General features: G+C 57.4%; 18 protein-coding genes. 9 read left to right on the top strand and 9 right to left on the bottom strand.

Going from position 1 to position 20755, the window contains the following annotated elements; genetic code table 11:
- The first annotated feature begins 62 nt into the window (after positions 1-62).
- On the top strand, positions 63-1298 hold the full coding sequence (locus QMG93_RS26285) for an aminopeptidase (protein WP_281941809.1): 1236 nt from the start codon (positions 63-65) through the stop codon (positions 1296-1298).
- A gap of 70 nt (positions 1299-1368) precedes the next feature.
- On the opposite strand, the gene QMG93_RS26280 is transcribed toward QMG93_RS26285, so the two are convergent.
- The gene (locus QMG93_RS26280) at positions 1369-2262 is read right to left on the bottom strand and encodes a LysR family transcriptional regulator (protein ID WP_281941807.1); all 894 of its coding nucleotides are present in this window, start codon (positions 2260-2262) and stop codon (positions 1369-1371) included.
- A gap of 125 nt (positions 2263-2387) precedes the next feature.
- Here QMG93_RS26280 and dat point away from each other — a divergent pair, with 125 nt between their 5' ends.
- The 4 genes from dat to QMG93_RS26260 are packed head-to-tail and all read left to right on the top strand — an operon-like array spanning position 2388 to position 6643.
- Positions 2388-3230 carry a D-amino-acid transaminase gene (gene dat / locus QMG93_RS26275; protein ID WP_281941805.1) on the top strand — a complete coding sequence of 281 codons (843 nt, stop codon included), beginning with the start codon at positions 2388-2390 and terminating at the stop codon, positions 3228-3230.
- Positions 3231-3260: 30 nt separating this feature from the next.
- On the top strand, positions 3261-4187 hold the full coding sequence (locus QMG93_RS26270; protein ID WP_281941803.1) for a dipeptidase: 927 nt from the start codon (positions 3261-3263) through the stop codon (positions 4185-4187).
- A 30-nt stretch (positions 4188-4217) separates the two neighbouring features.
- Positions 4218-5546 carry a serine hydrolase domain-containing protein gene (locus QMG93_RS26265; RefSeq protein ID WP_281941802.1) on the top strand — a complete coding sequence of 443 codons (1329 nt, stop codon included), beginning with the start codon at positions 4218-4220 and terminating at the stop codon, positions 5544-5546.
- Positions 5547-5560: 14 nt separating this feature from the next.
- Positions 5561-6643: a P1 family peptidase gene (locus QMG93_RS26260; RefSeq protein ID WP_281941800.1), complete on the top strand. Its 1083-nt coding sequence runs from the start codon at positions 5561-5563 to the stop codon at positions 6641-6643.
- 11 nt (positions 6644-6654) lie between these two features.
- On the opposite strand, the gene QMG93_RS26255 is transcribed toward QMG93_RS26260, so the two are convergent.
- Both QMG93_RS26255 and QMG93_RS26250 read right to left on the bottom strand, forming a co-directional pair.
- Positions 6655-7845 (bottom strand): FAD-dependent monooxygenase, encoded by a 1191-nt coding sequence (locus tag QMG93_RS26255; protein WP_281941798.1) that lies wholly within the window; start codon positions 7843-7845, stop codon positions 6655-6657.
- Between the two features lie 157 nt (positions 7846-8002).
- The gene (locus QMG93_RS26250) at positions 8003-9673 is read right to left on the bottom strand and encodes a peptide ABC transporter substrate-binding protein (RefSeq protein ID WP_281941796.1); all 1671 of its coding nucleotides are present in this window, start codon (positions 9671-9673) and stop codon (positions 8003-8005) included.
- Between the two features lie 716 nt (positions 9674-10389).
- Here QMG93_RS26250 and QMG93_RS26245 point away from each other — a divergent pair.
- From QMG93_RS26245 to QMG93_RS26235, 3 genes are all read left to right on the top strand, one after another.
- The gene (locus QMG93_RS26245) at positions 10390-12456 is read left to right on the top strand and encodes a sigma-70 family RNA polymerase sigma factor (RefSeq protein WP_281941794.1); all 2067 of its coding nucleotides are present in this window, start codon (positions 10390-10392) and stop codon (positions 12454-12456) included.
- Positions 12457-12473: 17 nt separating this feature from the next.
- Positions 12474-12611, top strand: coding sequence for a hypothetical protein (locus QMG93_RS26240; protein ID WP_281941793.1), 138 nt, complete (start codon positions 12474-12476; stop codon positions 12609-12611).
- Positions 12612-12683: 72 nt separating this feature from the next.
- On the top strand, positions 12684-13379 hold the full coding sequence (locus QMG93_RS26235) for a DUF421 domain-containing protein (RefSeq protein WP_281941791.1): 696 nt from the start codon (positions 12684-12686) through the stop codon (positions 13377-13379).
- Here the strand turns inward: QMG93_RS26235 and QMG93_RS26230 are convergent.
- The 6 genes from QMG93_RS26230 to QMG93_RS26205 form a co-directional block, all read right to left on the bottom strand.
- Positions 13373-15001: a catalase gene (locus QMG93_RS26230; RefSeq protein ID WP_281941789.1), complete on the bottom strand. Its 1629-nt coding sequence runs from the start codon at positions 14999-15001 to the stop codon at positions 13373-13375. The genes QMG93_RS26235 and QMG93_RS26230 overlap by 7 nt on opposite strands.
- A gap of 173 nt (positions 15002-15174) precedes the next feature.
- Positions 15175-15747 (bottom strand): HXXEE domain-containing protein, encoded by a 573-nt coding sequence (locus QMG93_RS26225; RefSeq protein WP_281941787.1) that lies wholly within the window; start codon positions 15745-15747, stop codon positions 15175-15177.
- An 89-nt stretch (positions 15748-15836) separates the two neighbouring features.
- Entirely contained in the window at positions 15837-16451 is a 615-nt protein-coding gene (locus QMG93_RS26220) for a TetR/AcrR family transcriptional regulator (RefSeq protein ID WP_281941786.1), read from the bottom strand.
- Between the two features lie 196 nt (positions 16452-16647).
- Entirely contained in the window at positions 16648-17763 is a 1116-nt protein-coding gene (locus tag QMG93_RS26215; RefSeq protein ID WP_281941784.1) for a DUF1648 domain-containing protein, read from the bottom strand.
- Positions 17764-17775: 12 nt separating this feature from the next.
- A complete protein-coding gene (locus QMG93_RS26210; RefSeq protein WP_281941782.1) occupies positions 17776-18165 on the bottom strand; it encodes a GntR family transcriptional regulator in 390 nt (129 codons plus the stop codon).
- 55 nt (positions 18166-18220) lie between these two features.
- The gene (locus QMG93_RS26205; protein ID WP_281941780.1) at positions 18221-19942 is read right to left on the bottom strand and encodes an alpha/beta fold hydrolase; all 1722 of its coding nucleotides are present in this window, start codon (positions 19940-19942) and stop codon (positions 18221-18223) included.
- 300 nt (positions 19943-20242) lie between these two features.
- On the opposite strand from QMG93_RS26205, the gene QMG93_RS26200 reads away from it, so the two are divergent.
- Positions 20243-20605, top strand: a complete 363-nt coding sequence (locus QMG93_RS26200) for an ArsR/SmtB family transcription factor (protein WP_054972207.1) — start codon at positions 20243-20245, stop codon at positions 20603-20605.
- Positions 20606-20755 lie beyond the last annotated feature (150 nt).

Below are 20755 nucleotides of genomic sequence, written 5' to 3'. Positions count from 1 at the left end.
TCGCCTCTCGACTTCTAGTATAATGGTACGGGTAACAAATCGATAGGACAGGAGACAGGGACATGGAAGCTTTTGACCGAAGTCTGGAAAAATACGCGGAGCTTGTCGTCCGGGTTGGAGCGAATGTTCAGCCCGGACAAGTGCTTCACATCGAATCGCCGCTGGAAGCTGCGCCGTTCACCCGTAAAGTCGTGCAAAAGGCATACGAAGCGGGAGCGAAATACGTGCAGGTTCAATGGGATGACGAGGAAGTGACGAGAAACCGGTTCTTATATGCGCCCGACGAGTCGTTCGACTACTACCCGCAGTGGATGCCGGCGATGATGGAGCAGCTGGCGGAGAACGGCGGGGCATTAATCAACATCAAGGTGCCCGACCCGGAATTGTACAAGGGCATCGATTCGGACAAAGTGACGCGGGCGACCAAAGCGGCGGCCGTGGCGAGGGAGAAATTCCAAAGCTACGTGCGCAATAAAAAGTTCAGCTGGTGTCTCGTGAAAGCGCCCACGCAGGCTTGGGCGGCCAAGGTGTTCCCCGAGCTTCCGGAGGAAGAGCGTGTCCGGGTGATGTGGGATACGATCTTCAAAATGAACCGGGTCGACGCTGATGATCCCGTGGCGGCTTGGAAAGAGCACATCGGCCGGCTGAAGCAGGTCAAGGAGAAGCTCAACGAGAAAAAGTACAAGAAGCTGCATTACCGGGCTCCCGGTACCGACTTGACGGTCGAGCTGCCTGAGGGGCATATTTGGCACGGCGGCGGGACGACGGACGATCAAGGCGTATACTTCGTAGCCAACATGCCGACGGAGGAAGTGTACACGATGCCGCTGCGCACCGGCGTGAACGGAACGGTGACAAGCACGAAGCCGTTAAACTTGAACGGCCGGCTGGTTGACAAGTTTTCGCTCACGTTCGAAGGCGGCAAAGTGATCAGCTATACGGCCGAGGTCGGGCTGGAATATTTGGATGCCCTGCTGAAGACAGACGAAGGGGCGAAATATTTGGGAGAAGTGGCGCTCGTACCGCACCATTCTCCGATTTCGAACCTGAACCGCGTGTTTTACAATACCGGCATTGACGAGAACGCGTCCTGCCATTTCGCGGTCGGCAGTGCTTATCCGTTTACGATCGAGAACGGCACGAAGATGACCAAGGAGGAACTGCTGGCCAAGGGCGCGAACGTCAGCCTGACGCACGTCGACTTTATGGTCGGCTCGGCGGAGCTGGATATCGACGGCGAGCTGCCGGACGGCACCCGCGAGCCGGTTTTCCGTCAAGGCAACTGGGCGATCGGGTAATACCGCTCACCCCTTGCTCGTTTGAACAAAGGACCGCCTGACTTGCCCGAGTCGAGCGGTTTTTTATTCGTTACTCCGGTTGCGCATGGTGCTGGCATAAGAAGCCGATAAAATGCTCCATGATCTGGTTTAGCGACATGTCCTTCAAATAAATCAGCTCGAAGTTGCGGTTCAGCTGCGGCAGTCCGGTGACTTCCACCTCGCGGAGCTCGTCCCGCTCCAGATCGTGAAGGATCGAGAAGCGGGGCAGAAACGCGATCCCCAGCCTTTGCTTGACCATCCGCTTGACCACCTCGATGTTATCCGCTTCCATGACTACGTGCCGGTCCAGCCTGTAGTGGCTGAAAGCCCCGTTAATCAGCGTCCAGTCGAGCGAGCCACGATTGAACAAAATGAGCCGCTCCTTGGCGACATCCTCGATCGTCACCTGCTTGCGGTCGTGAAACGGATGGCCCGGATAGACCGCCAGCAGCATATCGTCCTTCAGGATCGGAATGCGCCGGATCTGCGGATGATTGACGGCGCGGGCGATCCCGAAGGATACTTCATGATTCAACACCATATCGAGCACCTGATGCGAATGTCCGGTCAAAAGCGTCAGCTTCACCTTCGGGTAGAGCGTCTGGAATTGCTCCACGAGCTGGGGCAGAAGGTAAAAGGCCGCCCCGAAAACGGAAGCGACGGACAGCTCGCCTTCCAATTTCCCGTGAATCCGCTGGATCGCCTGCTGCCCGTCCTGAAGCGATTGCAGCATGCTTTTCGCATAGGGCAGGAAGCTTTCGCCTTCCTCCGTCAAGGCGATGGCATGGCCCGTTCGTTGAAACAGCCTGCAGTTCAAGTCGGCTTCGAGCGCTTTGATCCTCTGGCTAACCGTGGGCTGGGACAAATACAGCAGGTTGGCCGCTTTGCTGAAGCTACCGGTCAGAGCCACCATGACAAAACATTCAACATGATCCGTATTCATAAAACGCCCCCTATGCTCGTATTATATTTTCTTATACCCATCATGTCATTATCCTATTGGACCGACCTGAGGAAATCGATTAGTTTGTTAATAACATGGGAAATGAACCAGGGAGGGGCTACATCATGGCTTTGGCTTATTTTAACGGGAGCTTTATCCAGTCGGACGAACCGGTCGTTCCGATCGACGAGCGGGGACATCAATTCGGGGACGGCGTCTATGAGGTGATCCGGATTTACAAGGGTCGGCCTTTTATGCTCGACGAGCATTTGGACCGGTTGTTCAAGAGCGCCGCGGCGATTCGTCTGGAGATCGGGCACGACGGCGAGTCGCTGAAGCGGATTATCGGCGAATTGACGCAAAAAAGCGGGCTGTCGGATCTCGATCTGTATGTGCAGGCGACCCGCGGCATCGCCCCACGTAATCATTTGTTCCCGGTCTGCCCGGCGTCCGTATCGATGACGGCGAAGCCGTTTCGGGAAATATCGGCCGAGGCGAGGGCCTCCGGCATTAGCGTCATGCTGCATCCGGACGAGCGCTGGCTGAACTGCTGGATCAAGTCGCTCAACCTGCTGCCCAATATTTTGGCCAAGCAAGCCGCGTCCGAACGCGGGTGCCTGGAAGCGGTTCTCGTACGGGACGGGGTTGTGACGGAAGGAACAAGCTCCAACGTATATATGGTCAAAGATGGAGCGATCCGGACGGCGCCGCTGTCCAAACAGATTTTGGCGGGTATTACGAGAATGGCGGTGCAGCGGATCGCGCACGAGCTGCGTATCCCGTTCGTCGAACAATCGTTTACTCCGGAGGAGCTGCGGCAGGCGGACGAAGCGTTCATCACTAGTACGACGACGGAAGTGATGCCGGTCGTTCGCTTCGAGGATGGAAGCCTGATCCGGGACGGTAGTCCCGGACCGGTCGCGCTGGCGCTGTACGAGCGGTTCCGTACAATGACGGGACAGGACTAGGAAAGGTTGGAGCAAAAAATGGGGAAAAACATGGAAATCATTGACTTTCATTGCGATGTGCTGTATAAGTTCTGGAAAAGCGGCGGGCAGCTGTCGTACGGCAGCTCGGAGGAGCTGGCGACGAACAAGGCAAGACTGCAGCAGGGCGGCGTGAAGGCCCAGTGCTTTGCCGTCTTCGTTCCGCCTCATCTTAAGGCAGAGCAGAAGTTTCAAGCGGCGCTGGATCAGGTTCATTATTTCTACGACGAGGTGCTCGGGAAGCATCCGGAGATGAAGCAGATTCGAGACTGGGCCGATTTCGACGCGCTTGAACCGGGGCAGATCGGAGCCATGCTGACGCTGGAAGGTGTCGATCCTATCGGCAACGACCTGCGCCAGCTGAACATTTTATACCAGCTTGGCGTGCGTGCGGTTGGCTTGACCTGGAACTACGCCAATCTCGCGGCCGATGGTGTGCTGGAGCCGCGCGGCGCCGGGTTGACCTCGTTCGGCCGGGACATTGTGCGCTTCAATAACGAGCACCGGCTGCTGACCGACGTCGCTCATCTGTGCGAGCGGGCGTTCTGGGATGTGGTTGAACTGGCAGATTATCCGATGGCGAGCCACGCCAACGCGCGGGCGGTTTGCGATCACCCGCGCAATTTAACGGACGAACAGGCCAAGGCGCTGTTTGCCAAGGGTGGGACAGTCCACGTCATTTATTGTCCCGCCTTTGTGAAACGGGAAAGGCATGTAACGATCGCCGATTTGTTAAAGCATATCGATCATTTGTGCGCGCTCGGCGGCGTGCGGCATATCGGGCTCGGTTCGGATTTTGACGGCATTTCGGAGTTTGTTGCAGGCTTGGAACACGCAGGCAAAAGCCAAAACTTGATCAATGAGCTGCTAAAATATTATAAGGAAGAAGAAGTGCTCGGATTTGCCGCCGAGAACTTTTTGCGCAACCGTCCGAAGTAAGCGGACCGTGCAGTCTATGGAGGTGCTGTCATGACCGGCAACTGGTCCGGATTCGAAGCCTATGCGAAGGCAATGATGGAGAAAGAAGCGATCCCCGGGGCGGCCGTGGCCGTCTCGCTGCGCGGGGAGACCGTCTACCAGCAGGGGTTCGGTGTTAGAAATATGGAAACGGGTGATCCGGTTACCTCGGATACCGTGTTCGGCATCGCGTCGGTTACCAAGTCGTTCACGGCTTTAGCCATCATGCAGCTTGCGGAGGAAGGGAAGCTTTCGTTGGACGATCCTGTCACGAAACACCTTCCCGAGTTCAAGCTGCGCACTTCCGGCGGAGTGCGGAGCGACGATATCAAAGTGCGGCACTTGCTTTCCCACACGGCGGGCGTCCCGCCCATGCGCCGCCGGGAGGAGCTTCGGCGGTTCGCCGAACACCTCGACTATTTGGCGAGCGAAGAGATTGAGCTTTTGGGAGCGCCGGGGGACTATTTCAGTTACTGCAACGACACGTTTCTGCTGCTTGGGGCGATCGTCGAACGGCTGACGGGCCGTCCTTTCCGTGCGGCGATCACGGAGCGGATTCTGGAGCCGCTGCAGATGCGGCGGTCAACGTTCAGCCTGGACGAGCTGGCCGCGTGGGATAATGTCTCCGTGCCGTATGTGAAGCGCGGCGGTACACAGACGCTGGACGAGGTGCCGTGGCCAAAGCTAGGGAACTACGAAGCCGGCGGCGGCATCCGGTCGACGGTGCGCGATCTGCTGAAATACGGGCAACTTTACGTGGGTAATGTCCCGACTTCGAATGGCTGCCCCGTGGCGCGGAGCGAGAGCTTGAGGCAGATGCGGGAGCCGATTCACCGGATCGGAAGAAATGTGTTTTACGGCTGCGCGCTGCGGGTGACCCCCGATTACGCCGGCGTTACGCTTGTCGAGCACGGAGGCGGCCAGCCCGGGGTATCGTCGTATTTTGGCTTCGTGCCCGAACGCGGGCTTGTGGCCGCCGTCTTGACGAACGTGGCGAACGTGCCCGCCAACGAGCTGTGGCTGGCGGCCGTCAACACGGCGCTCGGCTTCCCCTTGGAGCAAAGTAGCAGTGTGGAGCCGACGTACGAGGCCTCTCCGGAGGAGCTGCGGCGTCTGGCCGGCGCTTACCGGTCCGCCGAGGGCGGCAGCGTCGACATTGTGCTCGACGGGAACTCACCCTTCGCTGAAATTGACGGCAAAGCCTTCGCGCTGCGGGCTAGCGACGACCGTACGCTTGTCATCACGGACAGCGGCTACCCGATCCGCTTCTTCTTCAAGGATGAGCCGCAGGCTTGGGCGGCCTTCTACGGCTCCCGCATGCTGCGGCGCGTAAACGAATAGAGGGAGAATAGTTTATGAGCAGAAAACGATTGCGCGATTACGGATTTACCGTCGGAAAGCTTCCGACCGGACAGTTTAACAGCATCACGGATGTCCCCGGAGTATCCGTAGGGCATGTGACGTTACATGAGGACCGACCCGATGCTTGTGTCCGGACGGGGGTTACGGCGATTTTGCCGCACCCGGGCGATTGGTTTCGTGAGAAAACGGTTGCCGCGGCGCATGTGATCAACGGCTTCGGCAAAACGGCCGGTCTGGTTCAAGTGAACGAGCTGGGCGTCATCGAATCGCCAATTATGCTGACAAATACGTTCGGCGTACCGGCGGTGACCGAAGGGACGCTTCGTTACATGGTGGCACAGGATGACGGGATCGGAGACCGCGACGGCTCGCTAAACGTCGTCACGGGGGAGTGCAACGACTCGTTGTTGAACGATATGAGAGGGCTTCACGTTCGTCCGGAGCATGCGGTGGAAGCGATCCGGCAGGGATGGGCAGCCACGGACCGCCGCGTCATGGAAGGGGCGGTCGGAGCCGGAACCGGGATGGTCTGCTTCGGCTACAAAGGAGGAATTGGGACATCGTCCAGACAGGTGGAAGTGGATGGGGGGATTTTCCATTTCGGGGTATTGGTGCTGACGAACTTCGGCCTTGGGGAAGACTTGACCATACTTGGGAAGCCTGTGGGCGAATCCCTTCGGGCGAAGCCGGAGGAAGCGCGGGACAACGACGGCTCGATCATCATCGTGATTGGCACCGACTTGCCGATGGACGCCCGCCAGTTGAAGCGGATTGCCAAGCGGGCGGGCTTCGGTTTGGCGCGTACCGGCTCGATCGCTCATCACGGAAGCGGCGATATCGCGATCGCCTTCAGCAACGGCAACCGTATTCCGCATACGCCGGCTTCCGGTGTGCTGGAGCTCCGCGTCGTTCGCGAAGACGGCCGACTGATGTCCGACTGCTTCCGCGCCGTCACGGAGGCGACCGAGGAAGCGATCTATAACTCCCTGTTTATGGCGGGGACGACCACGGGGCGCCAAGGAAGAACGATTGCTGCTCTGCCGGTAGAAGAAGTGCTGGCTGTACTGGAGCGCTGAGCGGCCAGGGTTCAGGGCTCATACCCGACCAGCCAATCCAGGCGACGGATTTGCATCCGGGCGGGGAGCAGGCGAAGCAGCCGGTTTCGGACGGCAATGGCGGCGGGGTGCGCGAGCTGCACCATCCGGCCCATCGCGCGCGACCTGCGGACGACCAGCGCGGTCCGTCCGAACCGCTCCTGCTCATATTGCCGCAGAGCAGCGGCGACACCGGGCGTGCCCGGCGTGCCGTATGCCTGCCGCAGGCAGCGAGCTAGCGCAAGAGCGTCCTCCATCGCCTGCGCCCCGCCTTGCCCAAGGTTGGGCAGCATCGGATGCGCGGCGTCGCCGAGCAAGGTCACGCGTCCCCAGCTCCAGCCGGCGAGCGGCCGGCGGTCGAAAATATCGTGCGAAAGGATGGATACCTCATCCGTTGCAGAGATCAGCGCCTCGATCGGCTCCATCCAGCCGCAAAACTGGTGCAGCGCGGCCGCCTTTCTCTCGGCGGGAGGAAGCTCTTGGCCTTGCGGCGCGTTGACGGCGGCAAACCAGAAGATGCGCCCTTGCCCGATCGCCGATACGCCGAACCGCTTGCCCGGCCCCCAGGCCTCGAAGCCGCCGCCCTGCTCGAAAGGAAACCGTTCGTCGTGCCAATGCGCAGTACCCCGCAGCGCGGAATAGCCGGCATAACGAAGCGGGGCGCTCTCGCCGAAGAGCTGCGCCCGAACGGCGGAGTGCAGGCCGTCGGCGCCGATCAGCACGTCCCCTTCGGTGATCGTGCCGTCCTCGAAGACGGCCTTGACGCTACGCTCGTTCTGCTCCCAGCAGCGCAATTTCTTATCCGTCCGCACCGTTCCGGACTCTAAACGGCCGAGCAGAACGGAATGCAGATCGGCCCGGTGGATCAGGTAGCTCTGCGCCCCGTAGCGCCGGGCTTGCTCTTCCGTCGGAAGCGACACCAGCAGCCGTCCGTCCGATGTATAAATGTCCGCTTGCCGCACAGGGGCTCCGAGGCGGCTTACCTGCTCGTCCGCCCCAAGCTGCCGCAGTGCTTTCATGGCATTGGCGGCGAGCGCGATGCCGGCGCCGATTCCTGACAGGGAGCGGGTTCTCTCGTAGACCGAGACGTCCCACCCTGCGGTTTGCAGCGCAATGGCTGCGGACAATCCGCCGATACCGGCGCCGATAATGACCGCTCTTGGGCGGGATGAAGCCGAGACCATGCGGGACTCTCCTTTCGGGCAGCTGATGCTGCTGTTAAGCGATACCCTGATTATAAGGCGCAGCCTTGGTTCTAACAATGGCGCCTTCATGAAAAAAAAGCCGTCCTCCGTTGGCTTTTCAACGGAAAGGACGGCTTTCGCCTTTTTTATCTCGGGCTTACTTCACATACGCCCACTTGAGCTCATATTCAAGCGCATACGGCGGGAAGACCGCACCTTGCAGCTTCGGGTCTTTGAGCCAGCTCAGGGAGCGGAAGTAGTTCGGGATGAGCGGCATTTCCTCCATCAGTATTTTTTCGCCGTCGACCATTAACTGGGAACGTTTCGCTTTGTCCATCTCGACTTGCGCGCCTTTAATTAACTTATCGTATTCGGCATTGGACCAACCGGCATCGTTGAATTCGTTGCCGGTCACGAACATTTCGAGGAACGTCATCGGATCGTTGTAATCGGCGCTCCAGCCGGAGAGAGACGCTTCGTATTTGTGGTTGTTCTCGTTGTCCACCCGGAGCTTGTGCGGAACCGGCTCGCCGATGGCGTCGACACCGAGATTTTGCTTCCACTGGGCGAGGATAAACTCGACGGATTTCGGTCCGACCCCGTTGTCGTCCGCTTGAAGCTTGAACTTCGGCAGCTGCGCCACGCCCAGCTCCTTCAAGCCTTCTTGCAGCAATTGCTTCGCTTTGGCCGGATCGAATTTCGGTCTCAGATCGCCCGCTTTCTTGCGGAATTCTGCGCCGTTGCCGTCGCTCGTTCCGTTCGGTACGAAGCCGGTAGCCGGTACGGGGCCTTTGCCTGTAACCGTTTCGATGAATGCTTTGGAATCGATGGCAAGCGCCAGCGCTTGACGGACTTTTTTGTTTTTGAAGGCCGGGACGTTATCCTGGCTCATCTTAATATACCAGGAAGACAGCTCAGGCTGCAGGACGAATTCTGGCTTTCCTTCCCATTGGTTGATGCTCTCGCGGGTGATGTTTTGCAGCTGGGTCGCTCCGGTTTGGAACAGGTTCAGACCGGTGTTTTCGTCTTTGACGATGTTCAGCGTAATTTTTTCCAGCTTGACTTTATCTTTGTCCCAATATTTATCGTTTTTGACTAAGACGAGCTGCTGCTCATGGTCCCATTGGGCCAGCTTGAACGGACCTGGGCCGATGGCAGATTCTGCGTCTCCGCCGTTTTTGTCGCCGTATTTCTCGACGATGTCTTTGCGTTGCGGGAAAAATTGCAGGAACGATAATTGCTCGGTGAAGAATGGAATCGGACGTTCCAAGGTGATTTCCACGGTTTTATCATCCAGCGCCTTGACGCCGAGCGCCTTCTTCGCCGCTTCGAGCTCTTGGGGGGTCTTGGCTTTTTGCACGTCCGCCCCGCCCTTAACCCAAGCCACCATAAAAGCATACAACGCCTTGGTCGAAGGGTCCAGCGTACGCTGGTACGAGTAGACGAAGTCTTCGGCTTTGACCGGCTGGCCGTCGGAATAGACCAAATTGTCTTTCAGCTGGATCGTGTACGTTTTACCGTCCTCCGAAATTTTCGGCATGTCTTTCGCCAGCCCCGGCTCGGCTTTGCCGTCCTTATTCAGACGGTACAGCCCTTCGCTAACGGCGTTCATGACGGTAAACGCAGCCACCTGCGTCGATTTGGAGACGTCCATCGCCCCCGGTTCCGTCCTGAAGTTAAGGGTGATCTCCTGCTTGGGGGCAGCGTTCTTGTCGCCTTCCGTTCCCGTACCGGTGTTCGTACCGTTGTTGCCGCCAGTACATCCGGCTGCCGTTGCGCCGACAACAGTCAGGATGACCGTTGTAGCCAGCCATTTGCGAATCTTCATAAGCTCGCTCCTTTTTCATTATTTTATAAAATCAAGAACGACAATGAATCGTTCTGTGATCCCTTGGCAAAAATTACGCAAGACGCATCGACTGCCGCGTTGGTTATGCAGGTTCTTATGAAGTAGGGAGTAGAGCAGCAGGACTAGCGGCTCGGGGACGGCGGGAGCATGGAGGAAAGGCCCGGATGGAAGTGAATGCTCGTCCCAAATTCTAGGTGTGGTGAAACATTATTGGGTGATTTGTAATATTAAGATTGTAAAAATATATTACCAAGCTACCACAATATACCAGTGTTTTCAATACAATTTTAATAAAATGTATTCGTTTTCAAAAAGAAAATGACGGGAAGCCTGTTAATGAAATAACCATAGGTTAAACGGGTGGAGGGCGGCTGCAAAATCATCGGATGGCGTGTGCCCGGGAGGAGGAAAGCGTAGGTCAAAAGAACGACGTGCCGAGGGGGCGTTCGGAAGGAAGGTTGATAGTGGGAGAGGGAAAAGTTTTTTTGGGATAAAATGTATAATTTTGACGAAAAAGCTCGATAGTGTGCAAAGGCTACCGTGCAGCGCGAATCGAGCGTATGCTTGGCGACATCCGCAACACATCTAGGCACCCGGAAAAGATCAAGGCCGAGTTGAACGAAGGTTTTTTCGAAACTGCTGAAACCTAAATGCGCTCTCACCGGTCTAAAGGGTATACACGGGAGGGGAAGGACATGAACCGAAGCGACCGGGTCAGAGAAGCCCAAGCGGGAAACCACGCGGCCTTTCTGGCTCTGATCGAGGAACAGCAGGACCGCCTGCGCCGGATTGCCTATTATTACGTGCGGCAGGACATGGACGCGGAGGATGCGGTCCACGAGGCGATCTACAAGGCGCTTGTCGGACTGCCAAAGCTGAAGCAGCCGCAGTTTTTCGCCACTTGGCTGACCCGCATCGTCATCAACTGCGCGTTGACGGCGCTGGACAAACGACAGCGGCTGGTGCCGGACGATAGCTGTGCGGCCGAACGTCAGCCGGCTCCTGTGCCCGATCCCGACGACCTTCTCGACTTGCGTACGGCGGTCCGGCAGCTGGAGCCGAAGCAGAGGCAGGTGATCGCGTTCAAATATTGGCACGATATGACGATTGAGGAGATCGCCGTTTTGCTCCGCAAGCCGACAGGCACGGTGAAAACCATTTTGCACAGGGGGTTGAAGGAATTGCGCAAACGATACGATAACCCGGACGAACCGGCAGGCTCAAGTCCGTCTCCATCGGCTGGAGCTTCCGAATTATCCGCCGAGGAAGCCTTGCAGCGCAAGCTGGCCGAGTTAAAGCTGCGGACGGAGGAGCTCTTCGACATCCCGGAAGAGTACGAGCTTACGATTGCGGATTATCATGAAGACAAACGCGAAGGCGGACGGGCGATGTTCGTCTGGACGAAAGCGGGCGAGGACCCCGTATGGAGCAAGCCCGGCAAGGATAGCGGCATATGTGTGGAGCTTAACGCTCAAGGGGATCTGGTTGAGTATACGGCCGATGTGGAGGAGGTGGCCGGCGATTTGCCGGAGCTGTCCGCGGAACAATTGCGGCTCCGGGCGGAGAAGTTCGCGCTCGACCATTATCCGGGCGCGCTAAAGCCGTTTTCCCTGACGCGCACCAAGTCCGCAGACTCCGGGACGCTATTTTTCTACGAGCAGGAGGTCATGGGGCTGCCGCTGCCGATGTCGGGCTTTCGCGTCAAGGTTCACCGCAGCGGTCTCGTCAGCGACTTCCGGTATTTCGGACGGCAGACGAAGCCGAAAATCCCGGAGTCTATTGTGCCGAAGGAGCAGCTTCTGCGCCAGATTGCGGATACCGCCAAGCTGGACCTGCGGCTGGACTTCCTTCACAAGTCCGTCGACGACACGGAAAAGGATGAGCTGCGGCTGGTCTACGAACCAAGCAGCCGCTGGATGCATTTCCGGGCGGACGGGACGGAAGAGGTCCGCGAAGCGGCCGACGTAGATGCGGAATCCGAAGAGCCGTTCGAATGGCTGCCAGTTCCTGAGCTACCTGCGGTCAAGGCTCCGGCCGTCCGAACGGCGCAGGACGCTCAGGAGCTGCTCGGAATCGATCCGGACCGGTATGAGCTGCTGAGGGAAGTGGAAATGGACGACTGCATGACCGGTATCGTCTGGCGGCGGCGTGACTGGCAGCCGGCGGCGTCAGAGGACCGTTCGCTGGACGCCTTTTTCCGTCAGCGGACGGAGGAGACGCTGAAAGCGAAGATCGATCCGGTCGGCGGAAGGCTGGTGTCGTTTATTCGTTTTGAAGAGGAGATTCCAGGGGAGCTAAGGCTATCACGGGACGCGTGCTTGGACATCGCGCTTGGATTTTTGGCCCGTATGCAGCCCGGGCTGGCGCCGTTTTTGCAGCTGCGGCAGCAGGAGGAAGCACACGATTCCGACAGGGAGCATTTCGATTTCCGCATCGGGAAGCAGGGCGTCTGGCTGGAGCTGGAGCACATCCGGTTGTCCGTCAACAAGACGTCGGGACGGATCGGACACGTGACGGGTCCATCTGTCGATCCGGTCCGATTGCAGGCCGTCGAGGTAACACCGCTCATAGACGAGCCGGAGGCGCGCCGGATTTATGCGGAAGCTCTCGACCTGAAGCTGGGGTGGGAGACGGATTACTCGGGCAATGGCAAAAGGCGCCGTTACGTTTTGAAGTACCGTCTGGTGCACAAGGAAAAAGGCCGGGAAATCCGTTGGATCGATGCCCGGACGGGCGAGTTGATTTGTTCGAAGCTGGAGTAAAGGGGAGGGTACGGTGGATGAATAACCAAGCAGGGCGCGGGAACAACATGCGCATGCTGAAGCTGTGGATTCGGACGCCCCGGAAGCTTCGTTACCTAGCGATTATCGTGTCTCTGGTCTTTTTGCATTGGTTCTTTAGGTGGCTTAACGGATGATTCTACGGGTTCAAACAATGCCCTCCCCGGGTAAGGAAGGACACATCTTCCTTTTCCGAAGGAGGGCTTTTTATGGCGGATTTCGCCTATATTACCGTCAAGCTGGCGGCCGGACTTACGGGGCTGTGGATCATTACGAGGCTGCTCGGCAAAAAGGAAATTTCCCAGCTGACCGCCTTCGATTTCGTCTCCTCGTTAATGCTCAGCGAAATTGTCGGCAATACGCTGTATGACCGTAACGTCGGGCTGGAGCAGCTGCTTTATGCGCTCGCGCTGTGGACCGTGATGTCGTTGGCGCTGGAGAAGCTCGTGCAGTACGTTCCGTGGCTGTCCAAGCCGCTGAACGGGACGGCCGATCTCATTATTGACAACGGCCGGATCGATTGGCAGGCGATGAAGCGCAACAACCTCGATTTCGACCAATTGCTCACGATGCTCCGGGAGCAAAACGTATTTTCCATACGGGAGGTCGCTTTCGCCGTATTCGAGACGAACGGGAGCATCAGCGTGATGAAACGGTCTGAAGCCGAAAGCGTGACGCGAAAGGACTTGCGTCTGCCCGACGTTCCTAAGTCCCTGCCGGTTGTGCTGATCGAGAACGGGCACATCCAACGGCAAAGGCTCGAAGCTCTCGGCCGTGACGAGGCGTGGCTGCTCGGCGAGCTTCAAGCCGCAGGAATCGGACGGCCGCAGGATGTGCTATACGCGGAATGGACGGACCATGACGGGCTGTACTGCCAGAAGAAGCCGGAGGCTACCGGTCAGTAGCCGTCCGTTCTGTGCCCCATCCGCTCCGCCAAGTCTGCGCCTTGCTGCGCGGAAACGGAGCCGATATGCGGCGAGCCGGCATCCGCCTGGGCCAAACCTTCCGCGACGCGCCGCCCGTACTCGGGATCAGCTTGCGTAAAATAGTCGATCATCCGCTGACGGATCGAAGGCCGACATACTTGAAGCGCAGCGACTAGGTTATCGATCAATTCGTCGCGTTCCCAATCCTCGAATTTCCGGTACGTTTCTCCCGCCTGCTTGAAATCGTTCGTCCGGTCGATCTTATCGCGCACGAGCTTCGCCTGATAAGCGGGTTCATGGTCTTTGCCCTGCGGCTTCGCTTCGGTCAGCCCGTCCAGCAGCGAGGGCTCATAGTTGACATGCGGACTTTGCCCCTCGGCGCGATCCACGTAGTAAGTCATTTGCCCGTCGCGCTGATTGGTGGCGACGTGCTTCTTGGGCGCGTTGATCGGGAGCTGGAGGTAGTTGGTGCCGACCCGGTGCCGCTGAGTATCCGAGTAGGAAAACGTCCGTCCTTGCAGCAGCTTGTCGTCGGAGAAATCCAGGCCGTCTACCAGGACGCCCGTCCCGAAGGCCGCCTGTTCGACCTCTGCGAAATAGTTCTCGGGATTCCGGTCCAGCACCATTTTTCCGACCGGCAAAAAGGGAAAGCGCTCCTGATCCCACAGCTTGGTCGGGTCCAGCGGATCGAAGTCGAGCTCGGGATGCTCGTCGTCGCTTAAGATTTGAACGCAGAGCTCCCATTCCGGAAATTCGCCGCGTTCGATCGCCTCGTACAGGTCCTGGGTTGCATGGCTGTAATTTTTGGCTTGAATCCCCTCGGCTTCGCGCTGGGTCAAGTTTTTGATCCCCTGCTTCAGCGGCTCCCAATGGTATTTAACCAAGACCGCCTCGCCGTCGGCGTTGACCCACTTGTACGTATTGACGCCGGACCCCTGCATCTGTCTGTAATTCGCCGGAATTCCCCAAGGAGAGAAGACGAAGGTCACCATATGCGTCGCTTCCGGCGTACCCGCTAGAAAATCGAACATACGCTCCGGGTCGTTCAGATTCGTCACAGGATCCGGCCGGAACGAATGCACCATGTCGGGAAATTTCAGAGGATCGCGGATGAAAAAGATTTTCAGATTGTTCCCGACCAAATCCCAGTTCCCGTCCTCCGTATAAAACTTGGTCGCAAACCCGCGGGGATCGCGAAGCGTTTCCGGCGAATGTCCGCCGTGAACGACGGTGGAGAAGCGGACGAAGACCGGTGTCCGTTTGCCGGCTTCTTGAAACGGCTTCGCGCGCGTGTACCGCGCGACCGGCTCGTCTCCGACTTTGCCGTAGGCCTCGAAGTACCCGTGAGCCCCCGCTCCGCGGGCATGGACGACTCTCTCGGGAATGCGCTCCCGGTCGAAATGAGAGATTTTCTCGATAAAATGGTAGTTTTCGAGGGTGGACGGCCCCCGATTGCCTACGGTCCGGATGTTCTGGTTATCCGTAATGGGATGGCCCTGCCGATCCGTCAGCGTCGTATCGGTTTCGCCCGGCGAACGCCGCTCGTCGAGCGATCCTCCGACACCCTCAACCGAAGTTCCGTTCGAATGGTTATCTTTCATTTCACTTTTGCCTCCCAGCAGTGAAAGCTCTTCATGACATATCCATTATTTGACTTGCTTGCTGAAAATATGCGCATGAGCTTGCCTGAAGGTGCGGGAGGTGTGGGGAGGATCGCTTTGGAGCGGCCCGCGCCGCATAGAGCGCACCACGTACCTTTAGCGGGGTCTGCCTCTTAGATATGGCGGCCCGCCCCCGCTGCAGGCCTGCGAAAGGGTGCGATCCATCGGCCGAGCGTAAACCCGATACCGATCAGAAAAAACACGAGTGGGAGGACGATGGCGATACCGAGCCATAGGGCGGCTGGCTCTACCAAGTCCGCCTGATAAAAGCGGTAAAAGGTATACGAGGCGTACGGGATTTCCACCAGCGCGGCGGTTACGGCTCCGACGGTATAGCTCCGCTTCTTCAGCGATAAGCCTACATGTTTGATACCGTCCAGCAGCATGACCGCGACCATGCCAAGGAAGACGGGGCCGAGCTTCCCGCCGTCCTTCACCGCTGCTGCGGCCACGCCCGTCCCAAGGCAGATAAGCGATCCGATCAGCGCGACCGCTGTCGCGAATTGAACGGTAATGTTTTTGTCCCAGTTTAACGCCCGCTGCATCAACGGGGGCAGGGTGTGCTTGCGCGGCCGTATCCAGCGTTCCACGACGACGATTTCCTCGCCGTCATGAAGGAAGAAGGCGACCGGCAGAAGCCAGATCAACAGGTGTAGGGAAATCCAGTCGTTCAGCAAAGCGAACATGTTCGATCCCTCCTTGGTTTCTTGTCGGGTTAAATTTGAGCGCACACTCAAAAATTACTTAAAAAAATTTGGCCTTTCAACGGAACGCATTACGCATCACCCTTGTAAAGGCCGTGGAGCAGCAGGCCGACCAGTTGGCGAATATAAGCTTCCTCGTCGCCCAGCACGGCCATCTCGCTGCCGAAGCGGGAATACAGCGCGAAATAAAGAAGGATCGACGCATTAAGCATCGTTGCGGCGACGTGATAGGTTTGCTCGCTTATTTGGCCAACGGCGGCTGACTGCTTCAAGATACTGCTGCCGGAGGCGCCGATGCTTCCGATGAGCCGGAGCACTTCCTGGGAAACGGCCTCATCCCGCATCATCTCCGGGGACCAGATCAGCAACAGGTACTCCCGGTTCTCCTTCAAAAATTGCAGGTACCGGCATCCGTACTGTACCAGCGCTTCGTCCGGCGGCAGCTGTTTCCACCGGTCCGCGCCGTCCTGCGCCATCAGCGCGAAGGAGAAGCTGTGGACGATATGCATGAGCAGCTTGCGCTTGCCGCCGAAGTAATAGAAGATTAACCCTTCCGTTACGCCGCTTTCCTCGGCGATTTCCTTCGTTGTCGTCGCATGGTAGCCTTTCCCGGAAAAAAGGCGGAGGGCAGCCGTGACGATTTTTTGTTTTTTCAGCTCGGGATCGTTCTTTTCGCCTCTTGCCATCCTTCGTCCTTCTTTCAAATAAAATTGAGTATTTACTCAAATTATAGTGGAGTCTCTCCAATTGTCAAGCCGCGCGCGCACAGGGCTATGAACAACAAACGGCAGCAAGCCCGCCTTGGGGGGACGGATTGCTGCCGCGCTATCTAACTCGAAGTCCGATTCACGTCTGACCGGTATCCGAAACCTGCAGTCAGGCTCAGCCTTTGATCGCCGCGATGACCAGGATCGCCCCAATCAGCATAAGCGGCGCCAGCATAATGACCCACGCCATCGGCCGGGCTGCGTTGATCGTCCAGCCAATGCCGACCCGCTTCTCGATAAACAGCGAAGGATCGTCGGGATTATAGTAGATCGATCCCAGTTTCCAATACTTATCGTCGTCGGCCGTCCCGGGGACCAGCTTCTCGCCCGTTGCAGTCGATCCGCCGAGACGGCTTCCGCCTTGCCCGGTAATGAACGAGACCACGAGAACCAGGATCAGCATCAAAGCGGGAATCGTTATCGCCACGGTGACGAGTACCGAGCCGTCAAAGGGGAACAGCAAGAAGAATTGAATGAACGAGAACAGTACGAGCATCAAGAAGCCCATGACCATCAACACGAGAGACCAGATCCGGCGGAACCGGATGTTCTGCTCGCGCGATTGCTCGGGGGCATTCGCGTCGATCTGCTGTTTGCTTTTGCGGATTACCGTATTGATGGACGCGAAGATGAAGATCAGGACCAGCTGCATCACGTTCGGGAAAAAGACGTTCCAATACGTTTTCGGCTCGGTGGCTGTCGGGTTACCCTGCATATCGTACCGCGACACGAGAATGTCCGGAAGCTTGTCGTAATTCCACAAAGCAATGACGGCGCACAGAGCGACGAAGGCCAGATGAACCAGATACCACCAGTCGGAATACGTCGTTTTCCGGTTCCGAAACGAGGTGTCGACGGCAATGAACCGGGCGCTGGCGTTTTCCGCGGGACGCGCAGCCTTCCACCGCTTCATTTTGTTATAATAAACGAGAAAGCTGACCGTCGACGCCGCCAAAAGCGCCAAGGTAAAGCCGATGATGAACAGTCCTTGCTGCGTCTCGTTCGTTCGCTGGATGCCAAAAAGCAAAACGATGAGGAGCACGGCTCCGAACGCCCCGTTCCACCAGGCATAGCGGCGGCGCATCGATTGCAGCTCGGGATCGTGATAATGCCGTGAATCGATCGATACGCCAAAATGATTCGTCGTTCTCGTAAAATAGGGTAAACCGGCCAGCATTACAATGACCGGCACAAAAATGGCTGCGACCAGCAACGCGATTCCAATATGCATGTAGCCCCCTCCTTAGTTCCCGGCACCTTTGATTTCGTTGAAAATGCCCTGAATAAACCCGAGCAGCTCCTCCTCGCGCATGCCGCGGCAGATGGCTTCGGCTGCGATCGGCGTCAGTTGCTCGCGCAATTTATTTTTATACGCCTCGGTTACCTGGGGCATGCCGTCGGGCTGGACGACAACCCCTTTTTGGCGGTGAATTTGAATGAAGCCTTCCTGCTTCAGAAGAGTGTAGGCTTTATTCACGGTATGCAGATTGATGCCGATATCCGAAGCGAGACTGCGTACGGAGGGAAGCGCCTCGCCGGGCTTCAAGGCGCCGCTCGCGATGCCTTCGAGAATCTGGTTCATCAACTGGGCATAAATTGGAGTCTCCGACTGTAAATCCAATTTAATAATCATGAAATCCCCTCGTACCTTGGGCTTCCGGGGTTAGCCCCGTAGTCCGGCCTCAAAATTAGTTTTTGCCTGTCAGCCACCCGGCGATATCGTCAATCACGTAGGACGGCACGTTGCCGGGAAGGGCGTATTCCTTGCCGGTGGAAGGCTGGTCGGACTCGACGAACCCGTGGTTCAGCTTCGGATAAAGCTTGTAAACGACGTCTTGGCGTGCAGATAGGGCCGACTTCCAGCCGTCCAGATTGCTTGGGGTCACTTGAAAATCGTTATCGCCCTGCAGGATGAGGAGCGGCGTCGATTGACGCTTGGCGATTTCGCCGCCCCGATAGTTCCGGAAGTCGAACCACCAGACCGGATTACCCAGCGCAAAATCTTTCGGTATGTTCGTCTCGGAATATTGAGGGTCCTTCAACAGAGCGACTTGATGCTCCATCGCTTTCACCTGCTGTTCCAGCCCTTCGGTCGGCTGCCCTGCTTCCTTCGCCCATGCGAGCGCTTGTTTATTTTGCTCCAGAACAATGTCCTCTAACGGTCGGGAAGGGCCGGCCATCACAATCGCTCCGGCAATGCTTTTCTGCTTGTCGGACCCGATGATGGACGGGACCAGCATCCCGCCCTGGCTGTGGCCGAGGACAAAGATGCGCTTCGCATCGATGCGGCGGTCCTTTTGCAGCGTATGCACCGCGGCGATCGCATCGTCAACCGTTTCTTCTTTGACGGTAAAAGCCGGATGGAGCGCGCTCTTGAGCGTGTGCACCCGCGTCCGCTTCTCGTAACGGAGCACGGCGATGTTGTTGGCGGCCAGACCGACGGCCAGATCGCGGAATGTCTTGTAGCTGCCGAGCGTTTCGTCTCGGTCGTTCGGCCCGGAGCCGTGGACGAGCACGACGGTGGGGAACGGCCCTTCGCCCTTCGGCAGCGTCAGCGTGCCGGGGAGCGGCGCTTCGCCTTCGCCGACTGTCACTTCCTCCTCCGAATAAAGCTCCGGCTTGTCGTACTCCGGCACACGGTAATTGCCAGCGGGAGAAAGCGGCATGAAAATATCGTCGATTTTGCCGTTCGCGTCAAACCGGACGGCGATGCCCAGCGGCGTCGATTTTTCCGTCATATAGCCGAGCAGGGCGTTGCGCTGGACCGCCGTAATTTCCCGCTTGAGCGAGATGAGCCGTTTCGGCGCCCCTAAGATGCCGGTATTGCCGGTCCAGTACCCCGCAAGCTTCGCTTCCGGCAGCCCGGCCCGCAGCTTGTCGCTCAGCATCCGGCTTGCCGCTTGAAATTGACCGCTTTGCAGCAGGTAAATGAAGTGGCTTCCCGCTGCGGTCACATCGGAAGGATCGATGGCCAGCCCGTTTGCGTCGTCCCATTCGATGGAGACTTGAAAGGCTTGCCGAATCGTCTCCAGAGGAATCCGTGTCGTATCGTTAACGATAGCAGCTTCCTTCGTCATGGAGATCGTTGTGGTTCCATTGACTTTTGCGTTCCGTTCGCCGATTTTTACGGAGAGCTGGTTTATGCCGCGGTTGACGGTAACCAGCCTGTTCTCCGCGTCCCATTCGACCTCCGCGCCAATGGCTTCGGCGACGGCCCGCAGCGGGACCATCCGTGCGAGTGCGCTGGAAGAGCCGGTATCGGCTTCCTTGGGTGCTGCCGCTTCTTGGGCGCTCATCTGTTCCGCAGGTACGCTTTCCGCCAGGGCGCTTACCGGTTGGACGATCGCCGCTGCAAGCAGCGAACCGACGGCCAATTGTTGCACGCTGTGATTCCATCGTTTTTTGCTCATATGCTGTTCCTCCCCCAATTTGTTGGTTTCATAAACGGCCGAGTCGCCGTGCGGACTGGAGCTGCTACGCGACATCAACAAAGAAACGACCGAAGCGCGCTTGTCCAAGATTGCGAAGTTATATCTGTTATACTATATATATAACAGATAACCATAGAGAGTCAAGGATCGGTTGCAAATTTCAGATGCTAAATTATAATTATTACTACTAAGCTCGAAGGCGATCCGACAACCCGTTCGGTTTTCTGTTATAATGGGAACAACGGATAAGCTTGATTAGGATGAAGGCGGTGTTATGTCTTGGAAAAAGTGCTGCAAGATCAATGCGATGAGACCTGTGAAGGCACCTCTCAGATTGAAGATTTGAAGGAAAGTCTGATCCCGGAAGCGACGGCGGCTGGACTGGCGGACGTATTCAAAGCGCTGGGCGACCCGACACGGGTGAAGATCATATATACGCTGCTGCAAAAAGAGCTCTGCGTGCACGACCTGACCTTGGTTCTGGAAATGGGGCAGTCGGCGATTTCGCATCAGCTTCGCTATTTGCGCAATTTACGCATCGTGAAGCGGCGCAAAGTAGGGAAGACGGTATTCTACTCGCTCGACGACGAGCACATCGAGCAAATTTTTGTCCAGATGCTGCAGCACGTCAAGCACGGCTAGCGGTAAGTGAGCATACTAAAGCAGGGGGAGATCCTCCTGCTTTTTTATTTTTTTTTTTCATTGCTGCTTCAAAAAAGAAGGGCGGACGACGGTTGACAGATCTGCAATGGATGACATAAGATGGTAATAAACGTATGAACAATTAATCAT

The sequence above is a fragment of the Paenibacillus tyrphae genome, assembly GCF_027925525.1.
Taxonomy (GTDB): domain Bacteria; phylum Bacillota; class Bacilli; order Paenibacillales; family NBRC-103111; genus Paenibacillus_G; species Paenibacillus_G tyrfis_B.
The sequence above is the reverse complement of the archived record's forward strand: the minus strand, read 5'-3'. Positions and strand labels throughout refer to the sequence as shown.

What these genes read in the sequence shown, in the direction of transcription:
- QMG93_RS26285 (WP_281941809.1), top strand. Translation starts at nt 63, where the DNA reads ATGGAAGCTTTTGACCGAAGTCTGGAAAAATACGCGGAGCTTGTCGTC.
- QMG93_RS26280 (WP_281941807.1), bottom strand. Translation starts at nt 2,262, where the DNA reads ATGAATACGGATCATGTTGAATGTTTTGTCATGGTGGCTCTGACCGGT.
- dat (WP_281941805.1), top strand. Translation starts at nt 2,388, where the DNA reads ATGGCTTTGGCTTATTTTAACGGGAGCTTTATCCAGTCGGACGAACCG.
- QMG93_RS26270 (WP_281941803.1), top strand. Translation starts at nt 3,261, where the DNA reads ATGGAAATCATTGACTTTCATTGCGATGTGCTGTATAAGTTCTGGAAA.
- QMG93_RS26265 (WP_281941802.1), top strand. Translation starts at nt 4,218, where the DNA reads ATGACCGGCAACTGGTCCGGATTCGAAGCCTATGCGAAGGCAATGATG.
- QMG93_RS26260 (WP_281941800.1), top strand. Translation starts at nt 5,561, where the DNA reads ATGAGCAGAAAACGATTGCGCGATTACGGATTTACCGTCGGAAAGCTT.
- QMG93_RS26255 (WP_281941798.1), bottom strand. Translation starts at nt 7,845, where the DNA reads ATGGTCTCGGCTTCATCCCGCCCAAGAGCGGTCATTATCGGCGCCGGT.
- QMG93_RS26250 (WP_281941796.1), bottom strand. Translation starts at nt 9,673, where the DNA reads ATGAAGATTCGCAAATGGCTGGCTACAACGGTCATCCTGACTGTTGTC.
- QMG93_RS26245 (WP_281941794.1), top strand. Translation starts at nt 10,390, where the DNA reads ATGAACCGAAGCGACCGGGTCAGAGAAGCCCAAGCGGGAAACCACGCG.
- QMG93_RS26240 (WP_281941793.1), top strand. Translation starts at nt 12,474, where the DNA reads ATGAATAACCAAGCAGGGCGCGGGAACAACATGCGCATGCTGAAGCTG.
- QMG93_RS26235 (WP_281941791.1), top strand. Translation starts at nt 12,684, where the DNA reads ATGGCGGATTTCGCCTATATTACCGTCAAGCTGGCGGCCGGACTTACG.
- QMG93_RS26230 (WP_281941789.1), bottom strand. Translation starts at nt 15,001, where the DNA reads ATGAAAGATAACCATTCGAACGGAACTTCGGTTGAGGGTGTCGGAGGA.
- QMG93_RS26225 (WP_281941787.1), bottom strand. Translation starts at nt 15,747, where the DNA reads ATGTTCGCTTTGCTGAACGACTGGATTTCCCTACACCTGTTGATCTGG.
- QMG93_RS26220 (WP_281941786.1), bottom strand. Translation starts at nt 16,451, where the DNA reads ATGGCAAGAGGCGAAAAGAACGATCCCGAGCTGAAAAAACAAAAAATC.
- QMG93_RS26215 (WP_281941784.1), bottom strand. Translation starts at nt 17,763, where the DNA reads ATGCATATTGGAATCGCGTTGCTGGTCGCAGCCATTTTTGTGCCGGTC.
- QMG93_RS26210 (WP_281941782.1), bottom strand. Translation starts at nt 18,165, where the DNA reads ATGATTATTAAATTGGATTTACAGTCGGAGACTCCAATTTATGCCCAG.
- QMG93_RS26205 (WP_281941780.1), bottom strand. Translation starts at nt 19,942, where the DNA reads ATGAGCAAAAAACGATGGAATCACAGCGTGCAACAATTGGCCGTCGGT.